The following is a 26,643-nucleotide window of genomic DNA, read 5'->3' as shown; positions in this document are numbered from 1 at the left end:
ATGGCAATGGAAAATCAGTAATCGTCGTCGAGACGGCGCTGGTCGCTCTCCAACTGGCGACGATCGCTATCAAGCTGGCGCTGGCGTTCATCCAGCTGGCGACGGCGGTCGTCAAGCTGGCGCTGGCGATCGTTATATTGCTGCTGGTTATCCCTACGCTGCTGGCGGCTGCCCTGATAGCTGCCGTCATCGTAGCGTCCGTCGTCATAGCGCCCGTCGTCGTCGTCGGAACGGCTGCTGCCCGGATTGTAGGCATCGTTGATGGCTTGCTGAATATTGCCAATAGCGTCGTCAATAATATCGGCATGGGCCAGTTGGCTGCTCAGCGCCAGCGTGCAAAAAAACAGAGCGGTTGCGTAACGTTTCATCGTGGCCAGTCTCATCAGGGTACTGGTGGTACCTTAATCAACCCTATTTGCCGCGTGTAGCGGAGGAATCTCAAATCCGCGCCATCGCCGCACGCAACGCCTGCGCCAGCTGCGTGCGGGTGAAAGGCTTGCGCAGTCGTTCAACCTCAGGCAACGCCGGATTATGCGCAGGGCGCAAATCCTGGCCGCTAATCAATAGCAGCGCCACCGCCGGGAAGCGGCGTTGCGCTTCGTGAATGACCTCGGCGCCGCTCAGCCCCCCAGGGAGCATTAAATCGCTAATCAACAACGCGATATCCCCGGAGGCCGCCAGCATCTGCAGCGCTTGCTCGCCGCTTTGTGCCTCCAGCGTCATCCAACCCAGCTGATGCAGCTGCTCGCATAACGTCTGGCGCACATCGGCTTCATCCTCAAGCACCAACGCCAGCCGCTCGCCGCTCACCATCGGTTCGCTAACCAACGGCGTTCGTTCATCCTCCGCCGCTACCGTGGCTCGCGGTAGCTGCAAACGTACGGTGGTGCCCTGCCCCGGCGCGCTTTCAATCGCCACGCGCCCGCCCGACTGGCGCACAAAACCGTACACCATCGACAGCCCAAGACCGCTGCCGCTACCGGTCTGTTTGGTGGTAAAGAAGGGCTCGAAAACCTGCGCTTTTATCTCCTGCGACATGCCGCAGCCGTGGTCAATCACCTCCAGCGCCACCATATCCTGACGCCGTCCATCGCTACGGGTGACCCGCTGGTTCCAGGTTCGTAGCGCGATAACGCCTGACCGCCCCTCCATAGCGTCGCGGGCGTTCATCACCAGGTTGATAATCGCGTTTTCCAGTTGTCCGACATCGATCCACGCCGGCCAGGCAGGCGACTGCGCTTCTATTTCGAGACGCAACGATGCGGGGAGCGAATGACGCATCAGTTCGCAGACATTCTCCAGCAACGGCTGCAGCGCCACCGCCTGCGGGTTCAGCGCCTGTTTACGCGAAAAGGCCAGCAACCGCTGAGTAAGTAAGGCGCCGCGTTCGGCAGCCTTCAGCGCCCGCGATATCCGCGGCGCATCGCGCTCATCCGGCTGTACCAGTTCGAGGCTGCCGATAATCACCGCCAGCAGGTTGTTAAAATCGTGGGCCAGGCCGCCGGTAAGCTGGCCGACGGCTTTCATTTTTTGGCTATGCAGCAGCGCCTCCTCCAGCCCCTGTCGCTCAAGGCGGTCAATCTCCATCTGGGTGGTTTTCTCCCGCAGCAGGCGGGTGGTGTGTTCAAGGGAAGCGGTATTACGGGCGAAAACGTTAAAGGCGCGCGCCAGTTCGCCAAGCTCATCACGCCGTTGCAGGGCCGGCACCGTCACGTTCTGCTCGCCGTGCGCCAGCCGCGACATCGCCCCGGATATCGCGTTCAGATTGAGGCCAAGATTACGATAGATATACCAGCCAGCGCACCCGGTGATCGCCAGCGCCAGCAGCGCGGCCAGCAGGATAAACGTGCTGATGGAGCGCAACTGCTGGTGGCTTTGCGCCGCTCGCGCCTCCGAAGCTTGAGCGACTCTGGCAACATATTGATTAATATCGCCATTAAGCAGCGCAACCAGCGCTTTGATATGAAACATATACCAGCCGATCGCCAGATCGCTCTCTTCAAGCTGCGCCGATAGCGGCGCCAGCCGCGCCAGTTCGGCGTTGAAATCCGGCAGGATAAAGGCCAGCGCAGAATCGCTATCGTTGTGCGGTAAAAAGCGTCTGATGTCATCGAGCTGCAGGACGATCGAGCGCGGCGTCGCAGTATGAATCGCGGCGACGATCAGCCGGTCCATTTCGTTTAAGCGCTGAGGATCGATCGGCGGTTTACCCTCGCGATCGTTGAGATCCTGCAAATGGCGCAAATAGCTCTGGTTTTGATACAGCGCGCTCAGCAGTTCATTGCGCTGCAGATGGCGGCGTTGCCCGCGTTCCAGCATGCCGGCGACGCTCTGCTGCAGCTCGTTGCTACGACGAATAATGCTCGCTACCAGCGCCAGTTCCTGCCGGGCCAGCGGCGCCGAGGCCAACTGGCCCAACGAATGCTTCAGCGCCTGTTGGGTTTCCAGCAGCCGTTGCGCTTCGCTTTTATACTCCAGCGCGCCAACCACCTGCGACAACCGCACCGCCGCGGTGGCGACGTTGGCGGTATCACGCGCCAGATTCATACTGCCGTTCATGTCGCTAAGCGTTTGCAGCTGCACCTGCTCCTGCAACTGACTGGCATGGCGAAAACCGAAAATCGCCACTCCGGCGACCATTAACGTCACCGCCACCATCAACAAGTTAAATGACAGCAGGCGACCGCGGGCGCTAACGAAAAAGTACGGATGGCGAGAAGGCATGGCGACTCCGGTCAGGCGTTTTCTCCCATCATTCCCGGACTGTCGCCGAAGGTGAAGAAAATTTCTTGGCGTAATTGTGATCTGCATTAACTATTCAAAAATATGACAATTATGAATGGCCGATGACATCACTCATTTACGTTGCGGTGATGAAGTGCCGACATCGACAACGCAGCCAGGAGAGCAGGCATGCAGGGAACACCGGTGCTATCCATGCGCAACATCGCCAAAGTTTTCGGCAAATTTTATGCGCTGAAAGGGGTGGATCTGACGGTCTGGCCCGGCGAGATCCACGCGCTGATGGGCGAAAACGGCGCGGGAAAAAGCACGTTGATGAAGATCCTCGCCGGCGCCTATACCGCCTCCAGCGGCGAGATCCTGATCGACGGACAACCGCAGACGATCAGAGGCCCGAAAGATGCGCTGGCGGCAGGGATTACGCTTATCTATCAGGAGATGCAGCTGGCGCCGAATCTCACCGTCGCGGAAAACATTTTCCTCGGCAGCGAGCTTTCCCGCGGCGGTCTGGTACAGCGCAAAGAGATGGAGTCCCAGGCGCAGGCGGTTATCGACCGGCTCGGCGCGCAGTTCAAAGCCAGCGACCGAGTGATGAAGCTGACTATCGCCGAACAGCAGCAGGTGGAAATCGCCCGCGCGCTGCATCGCAACAGCCGCATTCTGGTGATGGATGAACCTACCGCCGCCCTCTCCTCGCGAGAAACGCAGCGCCTGTTTGAGCTGATTTTACGCCTGCGCGATGAAGGGATGGCAATCATCTATATCAGCCACCGCATGGCCGAAGTGTATGAACTCTCCGACCGGGTCAGCGTGCTGCGCGATGGCCAGTATGTCGGCAGCCTCACCCGCGACCACCTTAGCGCCCCCGAATTAGTGCGCATGATGGTTGGCCGTCCGCTTAGCGATCTGTTCAATAAAGAGCGCGATATCCCGCGCGGCCAGCCGCGCCTGCGGGTGCAGGATCTCAGCGACGGCGGCAAAGTGCATCCCAGCAGCCTGGTGGTGCACGCCGGGGAAATCGTTGGCCTGGCCGGACTGGTCGGCGCCGGGCGTTCCGAGCTGGCGCAACTGATTTTCGGCGTCCGCAAAGCGACGGGCGGCGTCATTGAAATCGACGGCGAACCGGTGGTTATTCACTCGCCGCGCGAAGCGATTGACCTCGGGATCGGCTTTCTGACCGAAAACCGTAAAGAACAGGGGCTGTTTCTCGAACTGGCGGCGCAGGAGAACATCACCATGGCGACGCTTGAGCGCGACGCCAACTGGGGAATGCTCGACCGGAAGAAGGCGCAAGCCATCTCAGATGACGCCATCCAGCTGCTGAACATCCGCGTCCCGCATGCTCAGGTACGCGCCGGCGGGCTTTCCGGCGGCAATCAGCAAAAGCTGCTGATTTCACGCTGGGTGGCGATCGGCCCGCGCATTCTCATCCTGGATGAACCGACCCGCGGCGTTGACGTCGGCGCCAAAAGCGAGATTTACCGCATCATGAATCAGATGGCCCGCCAGGGCGTCGCCATTTTAATGATCTCCAGCGAATTGCCGGAAATCGTAGGCATGAGCGACCGGGTATACGTGATGCGCGAAGGCGCTATCGCCGGCGAGTTGCAGGTTGGCGAGATCAGTCAGGAAAGCATTATGACGCTGGCGACCGGCGTGAACGATTCTCACCTAAAGGCAGGACAAGCATGAGCATACCGAAAGAGACCTCCGCGCCGGCGGCGAAATCCGCCTCGGCAAAAAAAATGCTGATGGGCGACCTGATGCAAACCGTCGGCATCCTGCCGATTTTAATCCTGATCGTCGCGGTGTTCGGCTTCGTCGCGCCGAACTTCTTTACCGAAAGCAACCTGCTGAATATTACCCGCCAGTCCTCCATCAACATCGTGCTGGCGGCGGGGATGACCTTTATTATTCTTACCGGCGGTATCGATCTGTCGGTGGGGTCAATACTCGGCACCACCGCGGTTGCGGCGATGGTGGTATCGCTCATCCCGCCATTCGCGATGCTGTCGATTCCGGCGGCGCTGATGCTCGGCCTGCTGCTCGGGCTGTTCAACGGCGCGCTGGTGGCCTTCGCCGGGTTACCGCCGTTTATTGTCACCCTTGGCACCTACACCGCGCTGCGCGGCGCCGCCTATCTGCTGGCCGACGGCACCACGGTGATTAACTCCGATATTAGTTTTGAATGGATCGGCAATAACTATCTCGGCCCGGTACCGTGGCTGGTGGTGATAGCGCTGGCGGTCGTGGCGGTGTGCTGGTTTATCCTGCGCCGCACCACCCTCGGTATTCATATTTACGCCGTTGGCGGCAACATGCAGGCGGCGCGGCTGACGGGGATTAAAGTCTGGCTGGTGCTGCTGTTCGTCTACGGCATGAGCGGGCTGCTTTCCGGGCTCGGCGGGGTGATGAGCGCCTCGCGGCTGTACAGCGCCAACGGCAACCTCGGCGTCGGCTATGAGCTGGACGCCATTGCCGCGGTGATCCTCGGCGGCACCAGTTTCGTCGGCGGTATAGGCACCATCACCGGTACGCTGGTGGGGGCGCTGATTATCGCCACCCTCAACAACGGCATGACGCTGATGGGCGTCTCCTACTTCTGGCAATTGGTGATCAAAGGGGCGGTGATCATCATAGCGGTGCTGATCGACAAATACCGTACCCGACACCATCAAAGTGCATAACAACAACATCTTATCTGCGAGGAAAAGCGAATGCGTTTAAAACCGATAGTGACCGCGCTGTGTGCCGGCGCGCTGCTGGCCGCCTCCCCTTTTGCGTCGGCCAAAGATCTACAAGCGATAGGCGTGACGGTGGGCGATCTCGCCAACCCGTTCTTCGTGCAAATCACCAAGGGGGCCGAGCTGGAAGCGCGCAAGCTGGCGGGGGATAAAGTGAAGGTCACGCTGGTGTCGAGCGGCTACGACCTGGGGCAGCAGGTAGCGCAGATCGATAACTTTATCGCCGCCAAAGTCGATATGATCATCCTCAACGCCGCTGATTCAAAAGGTATCGGCCCGGCGGTGAAGCGGGCGAAAGAGGCCGGGATCGTGGTGGTGGCGGTTGACGTCGCCGCCGAAGGCGCCGATGCCACCATCACCTCCGATAATACCCAGGCCGGCGCGATGGCCTGTAAATACATTAGCGATCGCCTGAACAACAAAGGCAACGTGGTGATTATCAACGGGCCGCCGGTTTCCGCGGTGCAGAACCGCGTTGAAGGCTGCGAAACCGAATTCAAAAAACATCCGGATATCAAAATCCTCTCTGCCAACCAGAACGCGAAAGGCAGCCGCGAAGGCGGGCTGGAGGTGATGACGTCGCTGCTGGCAGCTAATCCGAAGATTGACGGCGTGTTCGCGATTAACGATCCGACGGCGATTGGCGCCGATCTGGCGGCGAAACAGGCGCAACGTAATGAGTTCTTTATCGTGGGCGTCGACGGCAGTCCGGACGGCGAAGAGGCGCTGAAGCGTAAAAATTCGCTGTTCGTCGCCACGCCGGCGCAGGACCCGCAGGTCATGGCGGCGAAGGCGGTGGAAATCGGTTATGACATTCTGCAGGGCAAGCCCGCGCCAGCCGCGCCGGTGCTGATCCCGGTGAAAATGATCGATAAAAATAACGTCAGCAGCTACAAGGGCTGGACGGTGAAATAACGCGGCAAAGCGGCGCCGGGTCTCTTTTCGCCCTACGCCGCTTTGTCGTTATGGATAACGTCAGCGGCGAAAACGTAGCCCAGCCCGCGCAGGGTTTTAATCAAGGTGGGCTGATGCGGATTGACCTCAACTTTACGCCGCAGGCGCATGATCAGCACATCGATCGTGCGGTCGAATACCTCCATGCTCTCATTATGGGTCAGCGCCAGCAGCTGTTCACGGTTCAGAACCCGGCGGGCGTTTTGCGCCAGCGCCAGCAACAATCCATACTCCCCCTGGGTTAACGCCACGCTCTGCTGTTGGGGATTAAACAGCTCACAGCGGCGGGTATCCAGCCGCCAGCCGTTAAACAACAGCCCATGCTCCCCGCCCGGCACGAGGCTTTCCGCGCCGATCGCCCCGCTGCGCCGCAGCACCGCCTTTACGCGCGCCACCACTACCCGCGCATTAAACGGTTTGGCGATGTAATCGTCGGCGCCCATTTCCAGCCCGACCACCACATCCGATTCGCTTCCCAGCCCGGAAAGCATTATCACCGGTAGCTCAGGCCGCGTGCGCTGCAGCTGTTGTAACACCAGCAATCCATTGGTATCCGGCAAGATCATATCCAGCAGCACCAGCGCGATATCTGCGCGCCGGGCGACCGTCGCCAGCGCTTCGCCGCCGTTCTGGCAGGCCACCACCTCAAACGCGTGGGCGCCGAGCACGTCGCTCAGCAGCTCGCAAATCGCGACGTCATCATCAATCACTAAAATGACCGGTTTCATGGTTTACCTCTGCCTGGCGGGAATAGTGTCAGTCTGGTCGATTGTGCAAGCGGGCGACGACAAATCCATTTTTCGCTGCCGTTTTTATAATCGGCGTCACATCTCCTGGCTTTTCGTCACGTCAAAACTGACGATGACCTGTTTTTCGTCAGCATTTCGCCCAAAAAAGCCGCGTACTATCCGTCAATACCCACAATGAAAACATGGCATAGAAGATGCATAGTGACGGTCGATTGCGCGTCAGCGCTAATTGATTAACTGGAGCAAAACCGATGAAAAAAGTCGTCACGGTTTGCCCGTATTGCGCATCAGGTTGCAAAATCAACCTGGTGGTCGATAACGGCAAAATCGTCCGGGCTGAGGCGGCGCAGGGGAAAACCAATCAGGGAACCCTGTGTCTGAAAGGCTATTATGGCTGGGACTTCATTAACGATACCCAGATCCTGACCCCGCGTCTCAAAACCCCCATGATCCGTCGCCAGCGTGGCGGCAAACTGGAAGCCGTCTCCTGGGATGAGGCGCTCGATTACGTCGCCACCCGCCTTGGCGCCATTAAAGAAAAATATGGCCCGGACGCGATCCAGACCACCGGCTCCTCCCGCGGGACCGGTAATGAAACCAACTACGTGATGCAAAAATTCGCGCGCGCCGTTATTGGCACCAATAACGTCGACTGCTGCGCTCGCGTCTGACACGGCCCTTCGGTTGCAGGTCTGCACCAGTCGGTCGGTAACGGCGCCATGAGTAATGCCATCACGGAGATTGATAACACCGACCTGGTGTTTATCTTCGGTTACAACCCGGCGGATTCCCACCCTATCGTGGCGAATCACGTCATTAACGCCAAACGCAACGGGGCGAAAATCATCGTCTGCGACCCGCGCAAGATTGAAACCGCGCGCATCGCCGACATGCACATCGCGCTGAAGAACGGCTCGAATATCGCGCTGCTCAACGCCATTGGCCACGTCATTATTGAAGAGGATCTGTACGATAAATCCTTCGTCGCCAGCCGTTCCGAAGGCTTCGAGGAGTATCGCAAAATCGTCGAAGGTTATACGCCGGAGTCGGTGGAAGAGATAACCGGCGTCAGCGCTCAGGAGATCCGCGCCTGCGCCCGGATGTACGCCAGCGCCAAATCCGCCGCCATCCTGTGGGGCATGGGCGTCACCCAGTTCTACCAGGGCGTGGAGACCGTGCGCTCGCTGACCAGCCTCGCGATCCTTACCGGCAACCTCGGCAAGCCGAGCGTCGGCGTCAACCCGGTACGCGGGCAGAACAACGTCCAGGGCGCCTGCGATATGGGCGCGCTGCCGGATACCTATCCGGGCTACCAGTACGTTAAGTTCCCGGAAAACCGCGAGAAGTTCGCCAGAGCCTGGGGCGTCGACAGCCTGCCGGAACATACCGGCTATCGCATCAGCGAGCTGCCGCACCGCGCCGAACACGGTGAAGTCCGCGCGGCGTACATTATGGGCGAGGATCCGCTGCAGACCGATGCCGAGCTTTCCGCGGTGCGCAAGGCGTTTGAACAGCTGGAACTGGTTATCGTCCAGGATATTTTCATGACCAAAACCGCCGCCGCGGCCGACGTCATCCTGCCGTCCACCTCGTGGGGCGAGCACGAAGGCGTGTATACCGCAGCGGACCGCGGCTTCCAGCGTTTCTTTAAAGCGGTGGAGCCGAAGTGGGACCTGAAAACCGACTGGCAGATTATCAGCGAAATCGCCACCCGGATGGGCTATCCGATGCACTACAACAACACCCAGGAGATCTGGGATGAGTTGCGGCATCTGTGCCCGGACTTCTACGGCGCCACCTATGAGAAAATGGGCGAGCTCGGCTATGTCATGTGGCCATGCCGCGATGAGTCCGACGCCGACCAGGGGACGTCGTATCTGTTTAAAGAGAAGTTCGATACCCCGAACGGGCTGGCGCAGTTCTTCACCTGCGACTGGGTCGCGCCGATCGATAAGCTCACCGACGAGTATCCGATGGTGCTCTCAACGGTGCGCGAGGTCGGCCACTACTCCTGCCGTTCGATGACCGGCAACTGCGCGGCGCTGGCAGCGCTGGCGGATGAACCGGGCTATGCGCAAATCAACACCGCCGACGCCGAACGGTTAGGCATCGAGGATGAAGCGCTGGTGTGGGTCAATTCGCGTAAGGGGCGCATCATCACCCGCGCGCAGGTCAGCGATCGGCCGAATAAAGGCGCGGTGTACATGACCTACCAGTGGTGGATCGGCGCCTGTAACGAGCTGGTGTCGGAGAACCTGAGCCCGATAACCAAAACGCCGGAGTACAAGTACTGCGCAGTTAACGTTGAGCGGATTGCCGATCAGCGCGCGGCGGAGCAGTACGTGATCGAGGAGTACAACAAACTAAAAGCCCGCCTGCGCGAAAGCGCGATGGGTTAAGGTTCGGCGGCCTTACCCGATATCCGGGCCCTTCCCCGGTGGCGCTTACGCTTACCGGGGCTACCAACCAAATACCGAACCGTAGCCCGGATAAGGCGCTATGCGCCGCTATCCGGGAATCCTCCCCCGGTGGCGCTTGCGCTTAACGGGGCTACCAACCGAATACCGAACCGTAGCCCGGATAAGGCGCTATGCGCCGCTATCCGGGAACCCTCCCCGGTGGCGCTTACGCTTACCGGGGCTACCAACCGAATACCGAACCGTAGCCCGGATAAGGCGCTATGCGCCGCTATCCGGGTATTCACCCCGCTAATTCCCGCCATTTTCTTCTTTTCCGCCGCCCTTTATACTGCGGGGGTCTCCCTTACTGATAATAAAAAAATGAAATACCTCTATTTACTGCTGGCGCTGACAAGCTTCGCCGCAGACGCTGCGGATCCGGGCAGCCAATACCAACAGCAGGCCGAAGCTGGCGACCCACGCGCGCAGTTTTATCTGGCGGACACCTGGGTTAGCTCCGGCAACTATCAACAGGCTGAATACTGGGCGCAGAAAGCGGCGGCGCAGGGCGATGGCGACGCGATGGCGCTGCTGGCTCAGCTTAAAATCCGTAACCCGCAGCAGGCCGACTATCAACAGGCCCGACAGCTAGCGGAAAAATCCGTGCAGGCCGGCAGCAAGGCCGGCGAGATTATCCTCGCCCGCGTACTGGTCAATCAGCAGGCAGGCCCTACCGATTATGCGCACGCCATCAGGTTGCTGCAGGATGCGGCCAAAGATGAAGAGAGCGACTCCGCCGTCGATGCGCAGATGCTGCTGGGGCTTATCTACGCCAGCGGCGTGCTGCCGCCGGAAGATGACCTCAAGGCCGCGCAATACTTCAAAGGCAGCTCGGCGCTTTCACGCACCGGCTATGCCGAATACTGGGCAGGGATGATGTTCCAGCAGGGAGAGAAAGGTTTTATCGAACCAAACCCGCAAAAAGCGCTGCACTGGCTTAACGTCAGCTGTCAGGAGGGGTTTGATACCGGATGTGAAGAGTTCGACAGGATAACCAAAGGCTAAAAAAAGCCCGGCGCGAATGGCCGGGCTCTGACATCTTATTGGGCGGTTTTATCAAACTTGCCCAGCACTTCGCGTTCATACGCCAGCGCTTTCTTGCGATCAAACTTATGTTCCCACTTGGCGATAACCAGCACCGCCAGCGCGTTGCCGACCACGTTCAGCGCGGTACGCGCCATATCGAGGATACGGTCGACGCCGGCAATAAACGCCAGCCCTTCCAGCGGGATCCCCACGCTACCCAGGGTCGCCAGCAGCACCACGAAGGAGACGCCCGGTACACCCGCGATGCCTTTCGAGGTCACCATCAGCGTCAGCACGAGAGTGATTTCCTGCCACAGGGAGAGGTCGATACCGTACAGTTGGGCGATGAAGATCGCCGCGATGCTCTGATATAGCGTCGAACCATCGAGGTTAAAGGAGTAGCCGGTCGGCACCACGAAGCTGGTGATTGAGGCCGGCGCGCCGTAGGCTTCCATTTTCTCAATGATACGCGGCAGCACGCTCTCGGAGCTCGCCGTGGAATAAGCCAGAATCAGCTCATCTTTAAGGATACGAATCAGGATCCAGATGCTCAGCCCACATACCCGCGCCACGATACCCAGCACCACCAGCGCGAAGAACAGAATCGCGAAGTAAACCAGGATAACCAGCTTAGCCAGCGGCCACAGCGAAGCGAAGCCGAAGGTGGCGACGGTCACCGAGATCAGGGCAAAGACCCCGACCGGCGCATAGCGCATTACCATGTGCGTCACTTTGAACATGGTTTCAGAGATAGAACGGAAAACGGTGACCAGCGGTTCGCGATGGGTCGCCGGCAATGAAGAGAGGCCCAGACCGAACAGCACCGAGAAGAAGATAATCGGCAGCATATCGCCTTTCGCCATCGAGGCGACGATATTGGTCGGCACCAGCGACAGGATAGTCCCCATCAGGCCATGAGCGTGGCTCTGCACCTCTGCGGTGGTGTTCTGATATTTCGAGATATCGACCGCCGCCAGCTGCGACATATCAATGCCGCTGCCCGGTTGGAAGACGTTCGCCAGGGTGATCCCCAGCACAATCGCCACCGTGGTGATCACTTCAAAATAGATGATGGTCTTAGCGCCGATGCGGCCCAGTTGCTTGGCGTCGCCTACACCCGCAATGCCCACCACCAGCGTCGAGATGACAATCGGGACGACAATCATTTTGATCAGGTGGATAAAGATATCGCCTGCCGGGGTCAGGAGGTTAGAGATTAACCAATCACGGCTTTCGGCGTGGTAATGCAGGTAGCTGCCCAGAAGTATGCCAAGCACCAGGGCTAGCAAAATCTGCCAGGCCAGGCTGACTTTTGTTTTTTTCATCACTACTGACTTCCTCAATGAAAGGCGCCATTCCGGGAGGTAATGGCACCCACTGAAAGGGGTATGAATTGTGTTGCGTTGCTTTATGGGGTTATTTAACGCGCAATATCAGTATCATTTGCACGGCATGCTGCGCAAGCCTTTAAGAACAGCGCTTTCCTCTGGTTTTCTGCATAAATCCGCTCATTTCAGCGCATTACATTGCATAAGTATTTGTTATAAAAAATATTTAACACATTCAGTTTCTATAAATACAGCAAATGAATTATTTCACTTCAAAGTTTCATTTGGTTGAATTTCATTCAGTTTAATCAATGCGTGATCTGCCCCCCAAATAGTAAACAAAGCTCATAAAGCCCCTATTCTTAACGGTTATTTGACATATATTTAACAAGTTAAAGGAGAAAAAAAGCCATGAGCCAAATACATAAACACCCTATTCCCGCAGAGATTGCGGAACATTGCCTGATGAATCCGCAACAGTACCAGGTGAACTACCAACAATCCATCACCAACCCCGATGCCTTCTGGGGCGAGCAGGGTAAAATCCTCGATTGGATCAAACCTTACACACAGGTGAAAAATACCTCTTTCGCGCCGGGAAACATCTCCATCAAATGGTATGAAGATGGCACCCTGAACCTCGCGGCCAACTGTCTCGACCGTCATCTGCACGAGCGCGGCGACCAGACCGCTATCATCTGGGAAGGCGACGACGCCAGCCAGAGCAAAAATATCACTTATCGCCAGCTTCATCGCGATGTTTGCCGTTTTGCCAACGTATTGCTCGATCTGGGCATTAAAAAAGGCGATGTCGTTGCAATCTATATGCCGATGGTGCCGGAAGCCGCCGTGGCCATGCTGGCCTGCGCGCGCATCGGCGCTATCCATTCGGTTATCTTCGGCGGCTTTTCGCCGGAAGCGGTTGCCGGACGCATTATCGACTCCAGCGCTCGCCTGGTGATCACCTCTGACGAGGGGTTACGCGCCGGTCGCGCCATCCCGCTGAAGAAAAACGTCGATGATGCGCTGAAAAACCCGCACGTCACCAGCATCGAGCACGTAGTGGTACTCAAACGCACCGGCGGCAAAATCGACTGGCAGGAAGGTCGTGACCTGTGGTGGAGCGATCTGATTGAAAAAGCGGATGACCAACATGAAGCGGTGGAAATGAACGCCGAAGACCCGCTGTTCATCCTCTATACCTCCGGCTCGACCGGCAAGCCGAAAGGCGTGCTGCACACTACCGGCGGCTACCTGGTGTATGCGGCGACTACCTTCAAATACGTCTTTGATTATCATCCGGGCGATATCTACTGGTGCACCGCCGATGTGGGCTGGGTCACCGGTCACAGCTACCTGCTGTACGGCCCGCTGGCCTGCGGCGCCACCACGCTGATGTTTGAAGGCGTGCCAAACTGGCCGACCCCGGCGCGCATGTGCCAGGTAGTGGATAAACATCAGGTCAATATTCTGTACACCGCGCCGACGGCGATCCGCGCGCTGATGGCGGAGGGCGACAAAGCTATCGAAGGTACCGATCGTTCCTCACTGCGCATCCTCGGCTCGGTCGGCGAGCCGATTAACCCGGAAGCCTGGGAGTGGTACTGGAAGAAGATCGGCAACGAAAAATGCCCGGTGATGGACACCTGGTGGCAGACCGAAACCGGCGGCTTCATGATCACCCCGCTGCCGGGCGCCACCGAACTGAAGGCCGGTTCCGCCACGCGTCCGTTCTTCGGCGTCCAGCCGGTACTGGTGGACAACGAAGGGACGCCGCTGGAAGGCGCGACCGAGGGCAATCTGGCGATCGCCGACTCCTGGCCTGGTCAGGCGCGTACCCTGTTTGGCGATCATGAACGCTTCGAGCAGACCTATTTCTCGACCTTTAAAAATATGTATTTTAGCGGCGACGGCGCCCGTCGCGACGAAGATGGTTACTACTGGATCACCGGTCGCGTCGATGACGTACTGAACGTCTCCGGCCACCGTCTGGGCACCGCGGAAATTGAATCCGCGCTGGTTTCACATCCGAAAATCGCCGAAGCGGCGGTGGTCGGTATTCCGCATAACATCAAAGGCCAGGCCATCTACGCTTACGTGACGCTGAATCACGGCGAAGAGCCGACACCGGAGCTGTATGCCGAAGTACGTAACTGGGTACGCAAAGAGATTGGCCCGCTGGCGACGCCGGATGTACTGCACTGGACCGACTCGTTGCCGAAAACCCGCTCCGGCAAAATCATGCGCCGTATTCTGCGTAAGATTGCCGCTGGCGATACCAGTAATCTCGGGGATACCTCGACGCTGGCCGATCCGGGCGTAGTGGACAAACTGCTCGAAGAGAAGCAGGCCATTGCGATGCCGTCATAACCTTAACCTATTCCCTACCCCCTCTCCCTCTTAGGAGGGAGAGGTTAAAAACATAAACTCCCCCCAAGGATTCTATTCAGCAGGAAAGCGGTAAATCAGCGACGACTCGACGCAATAGCGTCGGGCGAGTCACTGTTGCCGACGGATAGCCGATGGATGACATAAGGGTTACCTCTGGAGACGCGAAGATGAATGAACAAATTTGTCAGCGGATAGAAAATAGTGCGCATTTCAGGGAGTTAGTTGCATCACGGCAACGGTTTGCCGCCATTCTGTCAGTCATTATGTTGGTCATTTACGTAGGCTTTATTTTGCTTATCGCCTTCGCGCCCGGCTGGCTGGGGACGCCTCTGCATGAAGGCACCAGCGTGACCCGCGGCATCCCTATTGGTATCGGCGTCATTATTGTGTCCTTCGTCCTGACCGGGATTTACGTCTGGCGGGCAAACGGCGAATACGACAAGTTGACCAAAAGCGTGATCAGCGAGGTGCAAGCATCATGAAAAAAGTCCTGACGGCGCTTGCCGCCACGCTCCCTTTCGCCGCTAACGCCGCCGATGCCATTACCGGCGCGGTGCAGCGTCAGCCGACTAACTGGCAGGCGATTATCATGTTCGTGATTTTCGTCGCCCTGACGCTGTACATCACTTACTGGGCGTCAAAACGCGTCCGTTCGCGCAGCGATTACTACACCGCTGGCGGCAATATTACCGGCTTCCAGAACGGGCTGGCGATTTCCGGCGACTTTATGTCCGCGGCCTCGTTCCTCGGCATTTCGGCGCTGGTCTACACCTCCGGCTACGATGGACTGATCTATTCGCTCGGCTTCCTTGTCGGCTGGCCGATTATTCTGTTTCTGATCGCCGAACGCCTGCGTAACCTCGGCCGTTACACCTTTGCCGACGTAGCGTCTTACCGCCTGAAGCAGGGGCCGATCCGCACCCTCTCCGCCTGCGGTTCGCTGGTGGTGGTGGCGCTGTATCTGATTGCGCAGATGGTTGGCGCCGGTAAGCTCATCCAGTTGCTGTTCGGCCTCAACTATCACGTGGCGGTGGTGCTGGTCGGCGTGCTGATGGTGTTGTACGTGCTGTTCGGCGGCATGCTCGCCACCACCTGGGTACAGATTATCAAAGCGGTCCTGCTGCTGTTCGGCGCCAGCTTTATGGCCTTTATGGTGATGAAGCACGTCGGCTTCAGCTTCAATAATCTGTTCGCCGAAGCGATGGCGGTGCACCCGAAAGGGGCGGCAATCATGAGCCCCGGCGGGCTGGTGAAAGACCCGATATCGGCGCTGTCGCTGGGTCTTGGCTTGATGTTCGGTACCGCGGGTCTGCCGCACATCCTGATGCGCTTCTTCACCGTGAGCGACGCCAAAGAAGCGCGTAAGAGCGTATTCTACGCCACCGGTTTCATGGGCTACTTCTATATTCTGACCTTTATCATCGGCTTCGGCGCCATCATGCTGGTGGGAGCGAATCCGGCGTTTAAAGATGCCGCCGGTCAGCTTATCGGCGGCAATAACATGGCGGCGGTACATCTGGCGGATGCCGTTGGCGGTAACCTGTTCCTCGGCTTTATCTCGGCGGTGGCTTTCGCCACGATCCTGGCGGTGGTCGCCGGGCTGACGCTGGCGGGGGCATCAGCGGTCTCTCATGACCTGTATGCCAACGTGTTCAAGAAAGGGGCGACCGAACGTGAAGAGCTGAAAGTGTCGAAAATTACCGTGCTGATCCTGGGCGTGGTGGCGATTCTGCTGGGGATTTTGTTCGAAAACCAAAATATCGCCTTCATGGTCGGCCTGGCGTTCTCTATCGCTGCCAGCTGTAACTTCCCGATTATCCTGCTGTCGATGTACTGGTCGAAGCTGACCACCCGCGGCGCGATGATCGGCGGCTGGCTCGGCCTGCTCACTGCGGTGATTTTAATGATCCTCGGCCCAACCATTTGGGTGCAGATCCTCGGTCACGAGAAAGCGGTCTTCCCGTATGAATACCCGGCGCTGTTCTCCATCGCCATCGCGTTCATCGGCATCTGGCTGTTCTCGATTACCGATAACTCCGCCGAAGGGATGCGCGAGCGCGAGCAGTTCCGCGCTCAGTTTATCCGTTCGCAAACCGGTATCGGTATCGAACGCGGTCAGGCGCACTAAGTGTATCAGCCTCTTCCTCGCCTTGAGGAAGAGGCTGTGTTTTAGTTATAGGTAAAGGTTATCACCCCGCTCGCATTTGCCGGCCCCGCCGTCACCTCAGCCCCCGTCTTATAATAGTTGGCGGAAAACGATAATGTCTGCAAAGCGGTAGCACCGCCGGGGCTATCAGGGTTGGTAAAGACGGTATAACCGGCATCCGCGTCGCTATTGGTCACCGTCGTGCGGCTTGAAGAATACAAACTGATATCCGTATTCAACGGTAGCGCCTCGCCATTCAGATTGAGCTGGACGCCAACACCGGTGGCGACATTGCTATCTGCTGTCAGCGCCATCACCGTGTTATCAGGATTATCACCGCCCGCTTGTGCCGCCGTCACCCGCATCGAGACGTTAGTGCCCGGTTCGCAGGAGAGCGTGACCGACTGCCGAGCTGAGCCCACTTTCGTCGCTGAATTAAACGCCGAAGCGCTGACCGTACCCATCTCGAAGTTCAGCCCCGAGCTATTGGTTACACAGCCCATCGGGGTCAGTTGAATCGTGGTGGTGCCGCTAATATGCAGTTGCGAAATCACGATAGTGCCTGTGCTATCTTTCGCAGAAACCGTAGCGATCGGATCGGTCAAAGACAGTTTACTATTTGTCGCTATTGGACCGCCTGTCGCCACTAACTGCAGCTGGTAAGCGGGTGAATAACTGGTTGAAGCATAATAATCCAGTAGCCCGGAAGGTTTACCAAGATAGTAATTAGCATCACCAATAAAATGCGTCTGATAGTCACTACTGAAATCACCACTATCGCCGTCATATTCCCCGGTAATGTTTAGCCAGACTTTGACTCTCAATCCAACGCCTTGTAACGAGGTGGTATAGATATTATCCCCGAGTAAACTACCTGCATTATTTGAGGCCCACTGAAAGAGAGCGTAGATATTTCCTTCACAATTAGTTAGAGCGGTTGACGAATGAGTTATTTTTCCTGAGTCATATAATACTGTTCCGGCTGAGTAATTCCCGGCACTAACTAAAATCTTCTCAGGTAAATTAGTCATGGATATATCACCGTAATTTGCCCCGCCACACCCCCAGCTAAACTCAGTAAACAGGAACAGAGCTAGCCAGATAAATTTTTTCATGCATCCTCCTGCATGTAATAGTTATTTATAGGTGACATCAAAGGTCGCGGTAAATCCCACAATGCCAGCACTAATTTTTCCGTAGGGTGAATACATTCTGGCGATCATGTTAAATGTATGAGAGCCAGCACTATCATCAAACGTATAAACATACCGATCGTTCGGCCCTAATGGCTGGTTATCCGCCTGGCTAAGCAGTTGCATTCCGACACCGCTGGCCCCATCACTACCGGTTTGATAGTTTTTATAAATTGAAGCATGGGCATCATCAAAATAGGAGCCACTGAAGGATAAGGTGACCGTAGAGATTCCCGCGGAGCAGTTACTAAACTCAAGCTTAACCGGCGTGCTTTCCCCACTAGAACCCGCTTTACCGGTAAGCGTTTGATACGACACCGTGCCTAGATCAATGGTGGTAGAGGGTTTTATTTCAACGTTACAGGATGGCTCCTCAATGTTTCCGGAAACATTAAAATTGAGCGTACTTGAATCCTCATAGGCGAAAACTGGTGGCGAAATAACAAACAACCCACAGATTAAATAACCTAATAAACAGATCAAGATACCGCCAATATTTTTAACATCACCCATTATAAAACCCCATTGCTTTGAGCAATTGCATAAATTAATGACACAGTGTTTGATAAAAAATAATCTCCTGGCTTTTTTCTCTACCCGTCAAATCATAGTTTGCGCGGCATTGTTCATTGTCTCCCTCACCCCATTTCACCAGCATGGTTCCTTTTTGCTGAAGCCCTGTCATATAAACCTGCCCGTCATCACCAACAATATTGCTGCGAATATCCTGGCGCCGTTGCGGCTGTTTTTCTAAAGTCACAATGGCGCCGAACGGCGCGACGCCGGTCCGCGTCTTTAAAGTGACCATCGCTTTCGCTCCAATATAAGTATCGTATTGCACTCTCACTATCGCGTTGCGCGTCGGTACCACGTTTTTCACCACATTATCGATCTCCGCACCTGCAATCTGCTGTTCATCCAATGACAGGTTATTAATATGGTACGGCCGAATATATGGCACAATTGCGTAACCTGTGGAATCGGTAGTGACATTGGTTTGTCCGCGTACCGCCACATCACCCACACCGGGCGTGGCAATCAGGGCGGAACTCTCGCCGAGGAATCGGGAAAGCGTGAGTCCACCGGCGTGGGCGATCATGCCACCGCGTAATGAATAGTTATAATGGTTGCTATAATGGTCATAGCCGTAACCGCCGGAAATATCCCCTCTGGAACTCTGATAATCCACGCCAATATTTCCGGAAGTGCTTTTATTACTGGCGTTATAACCTTGCTGAATATTCCAGTTAAGCGATCGATCCGCCAGCATCATACCGTTCAGTCCTACGCTGTGGGTAGTGTCGCTGGTACGGCCAGAGCTCATGCTGTAGTTAGATGAGAGACTCTCGCCGAGCGGCAGAGACAGCGTTAAAGACACAAGGGTATCGCTGTCAGGTTTAGTCTCGGTACTATTTTCGCTACTTTGCACGTTTCGGTTATATGAGTAATTAATAAAATACGAGACTTTTCCCACAGACCCGCTATAGCCAATACCCAGAGACTCCATTCGCGAACTATCCCAGTAGGTTTCATTGACTAAAGAAAGCGACAGAGAACCGTGTCCAAATAGTGATTGCGATATTGAGGCATCAAAGCGCCCTTTTTTCCGACCATTTAAGGTACAACAATCGCGGTCATTTGAGGCATTATCGATAAAATCCTGAAAGGAGTAATATCCCGCGGTAGAATAGCGATAACCCGCAACCGAAAAATTAGTTCCCGTCCGTATAAAGCTCTTACTAAAGCGCAGACGTAAGGATTGTCCTTTTTTTTGCGATAACGTAGAACGGGTTTCGTTTTGTTTAATATCTGCCAATGACTGAGAAGCGTCAAACGACAACGCGCCAATACTGCCTAAGTTAAAACCAGAACCCATTAATATATTAGTATATTTATCTTCAGCCTGTTGCAATCCAGCATATAACGTAATATTGCTTGAAACGCCGTATGCCGCTGTCGACTGGATAAAATTATATTCTTTATCGCCAGAACTGGTCGCGCGCGTTTTTCCGCTACTAAAGGCATAGTCCAACTGCCCCTCTCGCTGCAAAATGGCAAGCGACGCATAAGGCACAATAAAATTTTGCTCACTACCATCGGACTCTTTAATATTAACGTTGAGATCGCCTGCGCTCCCCGTTGAATAAAGATCCTTAATCTCGAAGGCCCCGGGGGCAACCGTTGTTTTATAGATACTGTAACCATTCTGATAAACGGTGACCTCAGCGGTAGTACGCGCGATACCTTTAATCGTTGGCGCGAAACCATGCAGACTGTCCGGCAGCATTTCCTTATCAGAGCTTAGTTGCAGACCAGTAAAATTCATACTGTCATATATACCTGATGAGGTATACGTATTACCCAGAACGAATTGGCTTCTCAAGGTATGAATATCGCGAGCAAGATAGCTATACACCGATTGCCAGTGGCTGCCGCCATCGCCATGATCAAACGTGCTATAGTTGCGAAGACGCCACGGCCCCAGATTTATGCCAGGCTGCAAACTCGCAAACTGACTTTCGGTGGCGCTACCGCCGTGCCGCGGTGTATTCCATTGCCCCGACAAACTGTAGTTAAGCAAACCCGCGTTTATTCCTTGCTGCCACTGTTCTTCCGGAACATAGTCTCCAGGGCGATTAAGCAACGCCGCCTGCGGCACGGAAAGTGCGAGGCGCTGCTGCGATAACGATACGGAGTATTCAAGGCCAGGAATAACAGACAGACGGGCACAATGCGTTGCCATATCCGCTAACTGCGGATAACGCTCGGTATTAATCGACCATGATCTTAACAGCTCAACGCCAATGCAGGGTTGAACCTTTATCTGCTGGTTATCTGTGTTTTTTTTAAATTCAACAACCTCGGAAGATATATATTTATCATTAATATAAATATCCAGATTATAACTGCCGGGAGGAATCGTATCCTGAGATAACCAGGATAAATCCACAGCGGTAGCACTACTTTCAGTCACTTCCAGTAAATGAGGGTTGAAGTATTCTCCGGCTTGCGCGCCAGAACTTAGGGTAGTAACGTATAGCAGAAATGCTACTCCGATATACCCTGGAGTCTGAAACAGAGCAATGCTACTGTATGATTGCGGAATATTTTTTCCCTGCCATGCCATAATCATTAATCACGCTCCATGTGATTTCTTTACTTCCCGCAGAGGATAAAACAGCTTTTGCCGGTATCTTTAACGTAGAAAATGGTGCAACGAACCATATTCCAGATATATTCTGACCACTAATCTTTATTTGTGAGAAGTTCATATACAATGGTGAATGATTTATAACACTATAAAAATTGCTATCGCGGCGCCATTGTAATTTATCCGCATAGTTTTCTGGTATTTGGCCCTGTAGTTCTTTTGGACGATAAATAAGTTTAATTTTAGAGTTAATGGCAAACTGCACCGTATTTTTATCTGGCATATTGTCCATCGCGGGTATGCCTTTAACATTTAACCAGAGCATAGACTCGCGATCTGTTGGCAATGGTTTCCCTGAGCGCACGATCCGGACAAATCCTTTCTCTCCCGAATTTAATCGGAATAGCGGCGGTGTAATAATAAAAGCGTCTTTTACTGGCGATGACGTATCAACGACAGAAAGCCAGGACTGAACAATATTAGTAGTATTATCTTTATTATCAACACCAACCACCGTACTCTCTTTGGCGCCATCAAATATCACACGAGTCGCGCCCACCACCACGCTCGCTTGTGCATTCGAAAAAGCTAGCAATAAGCTAATAAAGAATAAACAATTTCTCATATATCCATAATAAAGGGGAATCTACACCCAGCTCCCCTTTCTCCGTATAAAATAAATTAATAGTAAGTCACGTTATAGGTAACTGTCGTATTTACCGTACCTTTCGTAGGATCAGAAGCGCCTGACTTGACCATTTTCACAGTAAAGGGAATAGTCGCTGCCCCGGATGAAATATCGACATCGGCACCTTCTTCGTTATTTTTCAGCAGATTACCCTCTTGATCAAAAATGGCGACCGCAACGCCGGAAGCAGCAGAACTCGTGGCCTGGTTTTTGAAGTAATCACTGTTCGCAGCATCTGCCTCGCCACCGAAGGTGATGCGGGCGACAGCGTTGCCCCCTTCTTCAGTAGCAGGACAGTTAGCGAGTGAAAATGAAAAATTCTTCGCTGCACCAAAGGTATTCGCTTTCAAGTCCGCTACTGAAGTGGTACCCATTTCGATAGATGTCACTCCACCATCAATTGTTGCGGTACAGGTGGTATCAGAAACGGTACCGTTGAAAGTGATAGTATTCGATGCAGCTTGTGTAAAAGTCGACAGCATGCAGGAGGCAGAAATTGCCAGCGCGCTTAACGCATATTTCTTATTAATTTTCATATGAATTCCCATATCCATTGTAAATGACAATCAATCCGTCAATTGCTTCGTGCAGGTATATTAGAGAATGGAATTCAATATTCGCATTACAAATTTGCTATGCCAATAATGATAAGAGCAATTTATTTGATCACGTGGTCACTCATTGAATCCATTCAATAATAATAGCCCACGTAAAAAGAATATCGTGCAGAAAATATTTTTCAATAAGAAGAGCTAACATCACTTATTAGCTGAGATTCATCATCTGTCATCACACAATATAAAACCATAAACATCAACCAATTAGATACACCTTCAGCCATAAAGAAAGTTAATGCATTTTGATGGATTCGGAATAAGGCCTAAACACTTTAAATATCAATTAAGCCAAACGTCTTATATATACGTAGTTTCTTAAATCATTCTAATATCAGCAGCCTTACCTGCTGCACTTTGAGGTAAAACTGCTGAATATTAAAATATTGCCCAGCGTACTAGCGGCGCCGCCAGAACCATTACCACGCCGGAGAGCATCATTACCAGGCTGGCGACCACGCCCTCCTGCTGGCCAAGTTCGTAGGAGCGGGCAGTCCCGGCGCCGTGCGACGCTGCGCCGAACCCAGCCCCTTTCGCCATTCCGGCGCTGATCGACAGGCGTAAGAACAGCACGTCGCCAATCGCCATGCCGAAGACTCCGGTAACCACCACAAATAACGCCACCAGATCCGGTTGGCCGCCGAGCGGTTTCGCTGCCGCCAGCGCAAACGGAGTGGTCACCGAGCGTACCGCCAGGCTTCGCTGGATCTCATCAGAAAGAGTAAATAGACGCGCCAGCCAGACGGAAGTGGTCACCGCCACCACCGAAGCCGTCACGACACCGGCGGTCAACGACATCCAGTGACGCTTAATAATCGCCATGTTGTCATAGACCGGTACGGCGAAGGCGATGGTGGCCGGCCCTAATAGCCACAATAGCCAGTGCGACTCGCCCATATAGCTCTGGTAGGAAATATGACCAAAGACGAGGATCAGCACCAACAGTACCGGTGTGAGCACCAGCGGCATCAACGGCAGTTTGTGGAAGCGGCGATAGAGGCGTTTATTGGCGAAATAGAGCCCGAGGGTGACCGCCAGGCACAGCACGCTCAGGGTAAAATCACTCATCTTTCAACCTGCTCACTTCGTAGCGATAGACCTTATCCACTACCCAGGCCGTGGCGCCCAGTACCATGGTGGTGCTTAGCCCGATGACGAGGAAGATGCGCCAGCCGTCTATCATCAGCAGTTGCGCATAGTTAACGACGGCAACCACCGCCGGGACGAAAAACAGCAGCATCTCCGCCAGTAGCCAGCGCGCGCCTGCACGCACCCAGTTTAGCGGTATCACCCGGCAGACGATAAGCATCAGCAGCATCAACATGCCGACAAGATTGGCAGGAAGCGGGAGATGTAGCCAATTAACCAGATATTCAGCGCAGACAAACAACCCGGCATAGAGCAGTACCTGAACCGGTACCTGAAGACGTTGCATCACGAAAGGCGCAACACGTGCTGGCGCGAAGGCCATGAGCGGAATTCCCTAAAAATAAGTCAGGGGTGCAGTATAGAGAGCCGCCCTTGCGGACAGAAATGAATTAAAATCATCACAGGTATAGTCTCAGGGAATAATCATGGATATACGTACGTTGCGGTATTTTGTCGAAGTCGTCCGCCAGCAAAGCTTTACCCGCGCAGCGGAGAAACTCTTCGTCACGCAGCCCACCATCAGCAAGATGCTCAAAAATCTGGAAGACGAGCTCAATTGCACCCTGCTTATCCGTGATGGCCGTAAGCTCTTATTAACCGATACCGGCCGGGTAGTGTTCGAACGCGGCCAGGCTATCCTCGGCGAATTCAGCCAGTTAAAAGCCGAGCTCAGCGATATCAACCATCTGAATAAAGGCGTGCTGCGCCTGGGGATCCCGCCGATGGTCGGCATGCTGATGGCCGAGCCCATCAGCCGCTTTCGCCTGCGTTATCCCGGCGTGGAGCTGAAAATTTCCGAGTTCGGCGGGTTGACGGTGCAGCAGGCGGTTAGCAACGGCGAACTCGATCTGGCGATGACCGCGCTACCGGTCGATGAGGCCAGCGGTCTGACCACGCTGTCGCTCTTTAGCCATCCGCTCTGCGTCCTCGTACCGAAGACGGCGCAGTGGCAGGGTATCACCTCGATCTCGCCGCAAAAGCTGGCGCAGCATCCGTTGGTTATCTACAACGAAGATTTCGCCCTTAGCCAGCAACTGATGCGACTGTTTGCCGAGCATGACGTGAAGCCGCGTATCGCCGTGCGCAGCGGCCAGTGGGATTTTCTGGCGGCGATGGTGCAGGCGGGCATTGGCGTGGCGATTTTGCCGGAGCCGATTTGCCAGCGTCTTGACGCCGAGGATTTTTATTGGATCCCGCTGGAGAGCCAATTACGTTGGGAATTAGGGATGATCTGGCGGGAAGGGGTGTATATGTCGCGCAGCGCCCAGGCGTGGCTGGAGTGCAGTAAAACGTTCTGGCTGGAGTAATTCCCCGGTCGCGCTAACGCTTACCGGGGCTACATATAGACTGTCGATACTGTTATCGGTTGGCAACTTTTTAAGGATTTTTCCCGGAGGCGGCGCATTGCGCCTTCTCCGGGCTACCAAATCGCACAGCGCTGTAGCCCCGGTAAGCGGCAGCGCCACCGGGGGATTTTGAGGCCATTGGTACCGGCAGTTTCAGCCAGCATAGTGAATAAATTAAAGGCAGGCCGCACGGACCGTAGGACCGAAGGTCGGGTAAGGCGTTAGCCGCTACCCGACAAAAAACGGCACCGCGAGTAGCCCCGATAAGCGTCGCGCTTACCGGGGCGAAGGTTACTGATCTTCGATTAACAGCGCTTCTAACAGGTCGAGATCGTGCAGCAGTTTCTGCAACGTCTCGTTGCTGATTTGCCGCGTCGCGCGCAGGTGGTACAGCTCACCACGTTCCGAACGCAGCGCCGCCAGACGGAAACGGCGCTCAAGGCTCTCTTCCAGCATCGAGGTTTCGACATCGTTACGCCCATCTACGCGGCGACGCAAATTACCGATGACACGCGAACTCACCTCGGTCAGCAGCTGGTTGTCGATATTCTCTTTGGTATCCGCCGCCAGGCGTTCTTCCATTTTCTGAATCGCGACAATCGCCACATCCGCCGTCGCGGCGCGCGCCAGACGCTCTTCTTTGCGCTGCTGTACGTGGTCGGTGGACTCAATACGCCGCAGCAGAATCGGCAACGCGATCACCCCGACAAACAGGGAGAAAAGAATCACCCCGGCGGCAAGGAAAATAAGCTCGTAACGCGCCGGGAAGACGTTGCCGTCCGGCAGCAGTAGCGGAATCGATAGCACACCGGCGAGGGTAATCGCCCCACGCACCCCGGCGACGGAGGAGATCAGCAGCTCGCGGGTGGTCCAGGAGCCAAACTCCATCGGTTTCTTCTTCAGGAAGCGCTGGCTAAGCTTACGCATCGTCCACAGCCAGCCGAAACGCACCAGCATCAGCGCGGCGTAAATCAGCACGATATCGGTGAACAGCATCCAGGTTTCAACGTTCGGATCGGCTTCCGCCGCCACCAGCGAGCTCGACAGGATATCCGGCAGCTGCAGGCCCAACAGCAGGAACACCATGCCGTTAAACACGAACTCCAGCATGGCCCAGGTACTGTTGGCGCGCAGGCGCATAGCCAGCGGCGCGGTACGCATCACCCCGGAACGGGTGATGGTCATACCCGCGGCCACCGCCGCCAGGATTCCGGAGAAACCGATATGTTCGGCAATCAGGTAGGAAGCGAACGGCAGCAGGAACAGCAGCACAATTTGCGTTGCCGGTTCATCGCCGCCCCAGCGGCTGAGGAAACGCATTGAGCGGCCATACAACCAGCTGACCACAAAACCGGCCAGGATGCCGCCAATCGCCACCTTCAGGAACTCAACGGTTGCGCCGCCAATGGTGAACACCATCGTCCCCATCGCCACGGCAACGGCAAATTTTAACGACACCAGGCCAGAGGCGTCGTTCATCAGCGCTTCGCCCTGCAGGATGCCCATGATTTTCTTCGGTATCCGCCCTTCGCCAACAATACCGGACAGCGCCACGGCATCGGTCGGCGACAGCACCGCCGCCAGGGCGAACGCCGGAACCAGCGGGATCCCCGGCACAATCCAGTAAATCAGGAAGCCGATACCAACCACGGTAACCACCACCAGCGCCAGCGCCAGGCCGAAGATTTCCCGCCCGTGCTCGATAAATTCGCGGGTCGGCGTTTTCCAGCCATCGGCAAATAGCAGCGGCGGAATAAACAGAACGAGGAAGAGTTCAGGGTCGAACTCGACGTGCAAACCAAAGGTCGGCCAGGCTAACAGCGCGCCGATGGCGATTTGCATTAACGGTAGTGGAACCTGAAAGGGCAGTACGCGTGTAACCACCCCGGAGAGTGAGACCACAAGGGTCATAATGAGTATGGTGAAGAATATTTCCATGTGTTCCCTGTTTGCTGCGTTTTCT

The 26,643-nt window shown here is 55.3% G+C and carries 21 protein-coding genes; 9 read left to right on the top strand and 12 right to left on the bottom strand.

Features of this window, described 5'->3' with window-relative positions; all coding sequences use genetic code 11:
- Window positions 1-14: 14 nt before the first annotated feature.
- The gene (yjdP, locus tag EAE_RS08885) at window positions 15-368 is read right to left on the bottom strand and encodes a DDRRRQL repeat protein YjdP (protein ID WP_015368705.1); all 354 of its coding nucleotides are present in this window, start codon (window positions 366-368) and stop codon (window positions 15-17) included.
- A 70-nt stretch (window positions 369-438) separates the two neighbouring features.
- Window positions 439-2,724 carry a hybrid sensor histidine kinase/response regulator gene (locus EAE_RS08880; protein ID WP_015704073.1) on the bottom strand — a complete coding sequence of 762 codons (2,286 nt, stop codon included), beginning with the start codon at window positions 2,722-2,724 and terminating at the stop codon, window positions 439-441.
- Window positions 2,725-2,913: 189 nt separating this feature from the next.
- Here EAE_RS08880 and EAE_RS08875 point away from each other — a divergent pair, with 189 nt between their 5' ends.
- Genes EAE_RS08875 through EAE_RS08865 form a run of 3 tightly spaced genes read left to right on the top strand, consistent with a single transcriptional unit; the run spans window position 2,914 to window position 6,401 of the window.
- Window positions 2,914-4,434, top strand: coding sequence for a sugar ABC transporter ATP-binding protein (locus EAE_RS08875; protein ID WP_015704072.1), 1,521 nt, complete (start codon window positions 2,914-2,916; stop codon window positions 4,432-4,434).
- Window positions 4,431-5,429, top strand: a complete 999-nt coding sequence (locus tag EAE_RS08870) for an ABC transporter permease subunit (protein ID WP_015368708.1) — start codon at window positions 4,431-4,433, stop codon at window positions 5,427-5,429. The genes EAE_RS08875 and EAE_RS08870 overlap by 4 nt, the downstream gene beginning before the upstream one ends.
- 30 nt (window positions 5,430-5,459) lie before the next feature.
- Entirely contained in the window at window positions 5,460-6,401 is a 942-nt protein-coding gene (locus EAE_RS08865; RefSeq protein WP_015368709.1) for an ABC transporter substrate-binding protein, read from the top strand.
- A gap of 32 nt (window positions 6,402-6,433) precedes the next feature.
- Here the strand turns inward: EAE_RS08865 and EAE_RS08860 are convergent, their stop codons facing one another.
- On the bottom strand, window positions 6,434-7,168 hold the full coding sequence (locus EAE_RS08860; RefSeq protein ID WP_015704071.1) for a response regulator: 735 nt from the start codon (window positions 7,166-7,168) through the stop codon (window positions 6,434-6,436).
- A gap of 272 nt (window positions 7,169-7,440) precedes the next feature.
- Between EAE_RS08860 and fdhF the strand changes: the two genes are divergently transcribed.
- Window positions 7,441-9,588, top strand: a complete 2,148-nt coding sequence (fdhF, locus tag EAE_RS08855) for a formate dehydrogenase subunit alpha (protein WP_080624900.1) — start codon at window positions 7,441-7,443, stop codon at window positions 9,586-9,588.
- Between the two features lie 381 nt (window positions 9,589-9,969).
- Complete coding sequence (locus EAE_RS08850) at window positions 9,970-10,653, top strand: tetratricopeptide repeat protein (RefSeq protein ID WP_026612428.1); 684 nt, start codon at window positions 9,970-9,972, stop codon at window positions 10,651-10,653.
- Window positions 10,654-10,688: 35 nt separating this feature from the next.
- Here EAE_RS08850 and gltP read toward each other — a convergent pair whose 3' ends face one another.
- Complete coding sequence (gltP, locus tag EAE_RS08845; RefSeq protein WP_015368716.1) at window positions 10,689-11,999, bottom strand: glutamate/aspartate:proton symporter GltP; 1,311 nt, start codon at window positions 11,997-11,999, stop codon at window positions 10,689-10,691.
- Between the two features lie 414 nt (window positions 12,000-12,413).
- Between gltP and acs the strand changes: the two genes are divergently transcribed.
- The 3 genes from acs (at window position 12,414) to actP (ending at window position 16,521) form a co-directional block, all read left to right on the top strand.
- Entirely contained in the window at window positions 12,414-14,372 is a 1,959-nt protein-coding gene (gene acs, locus EAE_RS08840; RefSeq protein ID WP_015704069.1) for an acetate--CoA ligase, read from the top strand.
- Window positions 14,373-14,560: 188 nt separating this feature from the next.
- Complete coding sequence (locus EAE_RS08835; RefSeq protein ID WP_015704068.1) at window positions 14,561-14,875, top strand: DUF485 domain-containing protein; 315 nt, start codon at window positions 14,561-14,563, stop codon at window positions 14,873-14,875.
- Window positions 14,872-16,521, top strand: coding sequence for a cation/acetate symporter ActP (gene actP, locus EAE_RS08830; RefSeq protein WP_015704067.1), 1,650 nt, complete (start codon window positions 14,872-14,874; stop codon window positions 16,519-16,521). The genes EAE_RS08835 and actP overlap by 4 nt, the downstream gene beginning before the upstream one ends.
- Window positions 16,522-16,562: 41 nt before the next feature.
- Here the strand turns inward: actP and EAE_RS08825 are convergent, their stop codons facing one another.
- From EAE_RS08825 to EAE_RS08790, 7 genes are all read right to left on the bottom strand, one after another.
- The gene (locus EAE_RS08825) at window positions 16,563-17,654 is read right to left on the bottom strand and encodes a type 1 fimbrial protein (RefSeq protein ID WP_032709618.1); all 1,092 of its coding nucleotides are present in this window, start codon (window positions 17,652-17,654) and stop codon (window positions 16,563-16,565) included.
- A gap of 21 nt (window positions 17,655-17,675) precedes the next feature.
- Window positions 17,676-18,245 carry a fimbrial protein gene (locus tag EAE_RS08820; RefSeq protein WP_015704065.1) on the bottom strand — a complete coding sequence of 190 codons (570 nt, stop codon included), beginning with the start codon at window positions 18,243-18,245 and terminating at the stop codon, window positions 17,676-17,678.
- Window positions 18,246-18,279: 34 nt separating this feature from the next.
- Window positions 18,280-20,865: a fimbria/pilus outer membrane usher protein gene (locus EAE_RS08815; RefSeq protein ID WP_047079364.1), complete on the bottom strand. Its 2,586-nt coding sequence runs from the start codon at window positions 20,863-20,865 to the stop codon at window positions 18,280-18,282.
- Window positions 20,819-21,508 carry a fimbrial assembly chaperone gene (locus tag EAE_RS08810; protein ID WP_015704063.1) on the bottom strand — a complete coding sequence of 230 codons (690 nt, stop codon included), beginning with the start codon at window positions 21,506-21,508 and terminating at the stop codon, window positions 20,819-20,821. Before EAE_RS08810 ends, EAE_RS08815 begins: the two co-directional genes overlap by 47 nt.
- A gap of 56 nt (window positions 21,509-21,564) precedes the next feature.
- Window positions 21,565-22,125 (bottom strand): fimbrial protein, encoded by a 561-nt coding sequence (locus EAE_RS08805; protein WP_162872118.1) that lies wholly within the window; start codon window positions 22,123-22,125, stop codon window positions 21,565-21,567.
- Window positions 22,126-22,563: 438 nt separating this feature from the next.
- Window positions 22,564-23,253 carry an LrgB family protein gene (locus EAE_RS08795; RefSeq protein ID WP_015704061.1) on the bottom strand — a complete coding sequence of 230 codons (690 nt, stop codon included), beginning with the start codon at window positions 23,251-23,253 and terminating at the stop codon, window positions 22,564-22,566.
- Window positions 23,246-23,656 (bottom strand): CidA/LrgA family protein, encoded by a 411-nt coding sequence (locus tag EAE_RS08790; protein WP_015368727.1) that lies wholly within the window; start codon window positions 23,654-23,656, stop codon window positions 23,246-23,248. The genes EAE_RS08795 and EAE_RS08790 overlap by 8 nt, the downstream gene beginning before the upstream one ends.
- 103 nt (window positions 23,657-23,759) lie before the next feature.
- Between EAE_RS08790 and EAE_RS08785 the strand changes: the two genes are divergently transcribed.
- Window positions 23,760-24,641, top strand: coding sequence for a LysR family transcriptional regulator (locus EAE_RS08785; protein ID WP_015704060.1), 882 nt, complete (start codon window positions 23,760-23,762; stop codon window positions 24,639-24,641).
- 330 nt (window positions 24,642-24,971) lie between these two features.
- Here the strand turns inward: EAE_RS08785 and EAE_RS08780 are convergent, their stop codons facing one another.
- Window positions 24,972-26,618, bottom strand: a complete 1,647-nt coding sequence (locus tag EAE_RS08780; protein WP_015368729.1) for a Na+/H+ antiporter — start codon at window positions 26,616-26,618, stop codon at window positions 24,972-24,974.
- Between the last annotated feature and the right edge of the window lie 25 nt (window positions 26,619-26,643).

Origin of the sequence: Klebsiella aerogenes KCTC 2190, assembly GCF_000215745.1 — a bacterium.
GTDB lineage: Bacteria > Pseudomonadota > Gammaproteobacteria > Enterobacterales > Enterobacteriaceae > Klebsiella > Klebsiella aerogenes.
Note: the sequence above shows the minus strand (reverse complement) of the source record. Positions and strands in the feature narration are given on the sequence as shown.

Coding starts and splice junctions, on each gene's coding strand:
- yjdP (WP_015368705.1), bottom strand. CDS start 368: ATGAAACGTTACGCAACCGCTCTGTTTTTTTGCACGCTGGCGCTGAGC.
- EAE_RS08880 (WP_015704073.1), bottom strand. CDS start 2,724: ATGCCTTCTCGCCATCCGTACTTTTTCGTTAGCGCCCGCGGTCGCCTG.
- EAE_RS08875 (WP_015704072.1), top strand. CDS start 2,914: ATGCAGGGAACACCGGTGCTATCCATGCGCAACATCGCCAAAGTTTTC.
- EAE_RS08870 (WP_015368708.1), top strand. CDS start 4,431: ATGAGCATACCGAAAGAGACCTCCGCGCCGGCGGCGAAATCCGCCTCG.
- EAE_RS08865 (WP_015368709.1), top strand. CDS start 5,460: ATGCGTTTAAAACCGATAGTGACCGCGCTGTGTGCCGGCGCGCTGCTG.
- EAE_RS08860 (WP_015704071.1), bottom strand. CDS start 7,168: ATGAAACCGGTCATTTTAGTGATTGATGATGACGTCGCGATTTGCGAG.
- EAE_RS08850 (WP_026612428.1), top strand. CDS start 9,970: ATGAAATACCTCTATTTACTGCTGGCGCTGACAAGCTTCGCCGCAGAC.
- gltP (WP_015368716.1), bottom strand. CDS start 11,999: ATGAAAAAAACAAAAGTCAGCCTGGCCTGGCAGATTTTGCTAGCCCTG.
- acs (WP_015704069.1), top strand. CDS start 12,414: ATGAGCCAAATACATAAACACCCTATTCCCGCAGAGATTGCGGAACAT.
- EAE_RS08835 (WP_015704068.1), top strand. CDS start 14,561: ATGAATGAACAAATTTGTCAGCGGATAGAAAATAGTGCGCATTTCAGG.
- actP (WP_015704067.1), top strand. CDS start 14,872: ATGAAAAAAGTCCTGACGGCGCTTGCCGCCACGCTCCCTTTCGCCGCT.
- EAE_RS08825 (WP_032709618.1), bottom strand. CDS start 17,654: ATGAAAAAATTTATCTGGCTAGCTCTGTTCCTGTTTACTGAGTTTAGC.
- EAE_RS08820 (WP_015704065.1), bottom strand. CDS start 18,245: ATGGGTGATGTTAAAAATATTGGCGGTATCTTGATCTGTTTATTAGGT.
- EAE_RS08815 (WP_047079364.1), bottom strand. CDS start 20,865: ATGATTATGGCATGGCAGGGAAAAAATATTCCGCAATCATACAGTAGC.
- EAE_RS08810 (WP_015704063.1), bottom strand. CDS start 21,508: ATGAGAAATTGTTTATTCTTTATTAGCTTATTGCTAGCTTTTTCGAAT.
- EAE_RS08805 (WP_162872118.1), bottom strand. CDS start 22,125: ATGGATATGGGAATTCATATGAAAATTAATAAGAAATATGCGTTAAGC.
- EAE_RS08795 (WP_015704061.1), bottom strand. CDS start 23,253: ATGAGTGATTTTACCCTGAGCGTGCTGTGCCTGGCGGTCACCCTCGGG.
- EAE_RS08790 (WP_015368727.1), bottom strand. CDS start 23,656: ATGGCCTTCGCGCCAGCACGTGTTGCGCCTTTCGTGATGCAACGTCTT.
- EAE_RS08785 (WP_015704060.1), top strand. CDS start 23,760: ATGGATATACGTACGTTGCGGTATTTTGTCGAAGTCGTCCGCCAGCAA.
- EAE_RS08780 (WP_015368729.1), bottom strand. CDS start 26,618: ATGGAAATATTCTTCACCATACTCATTATGACCCTTGTGGTCTCACTC.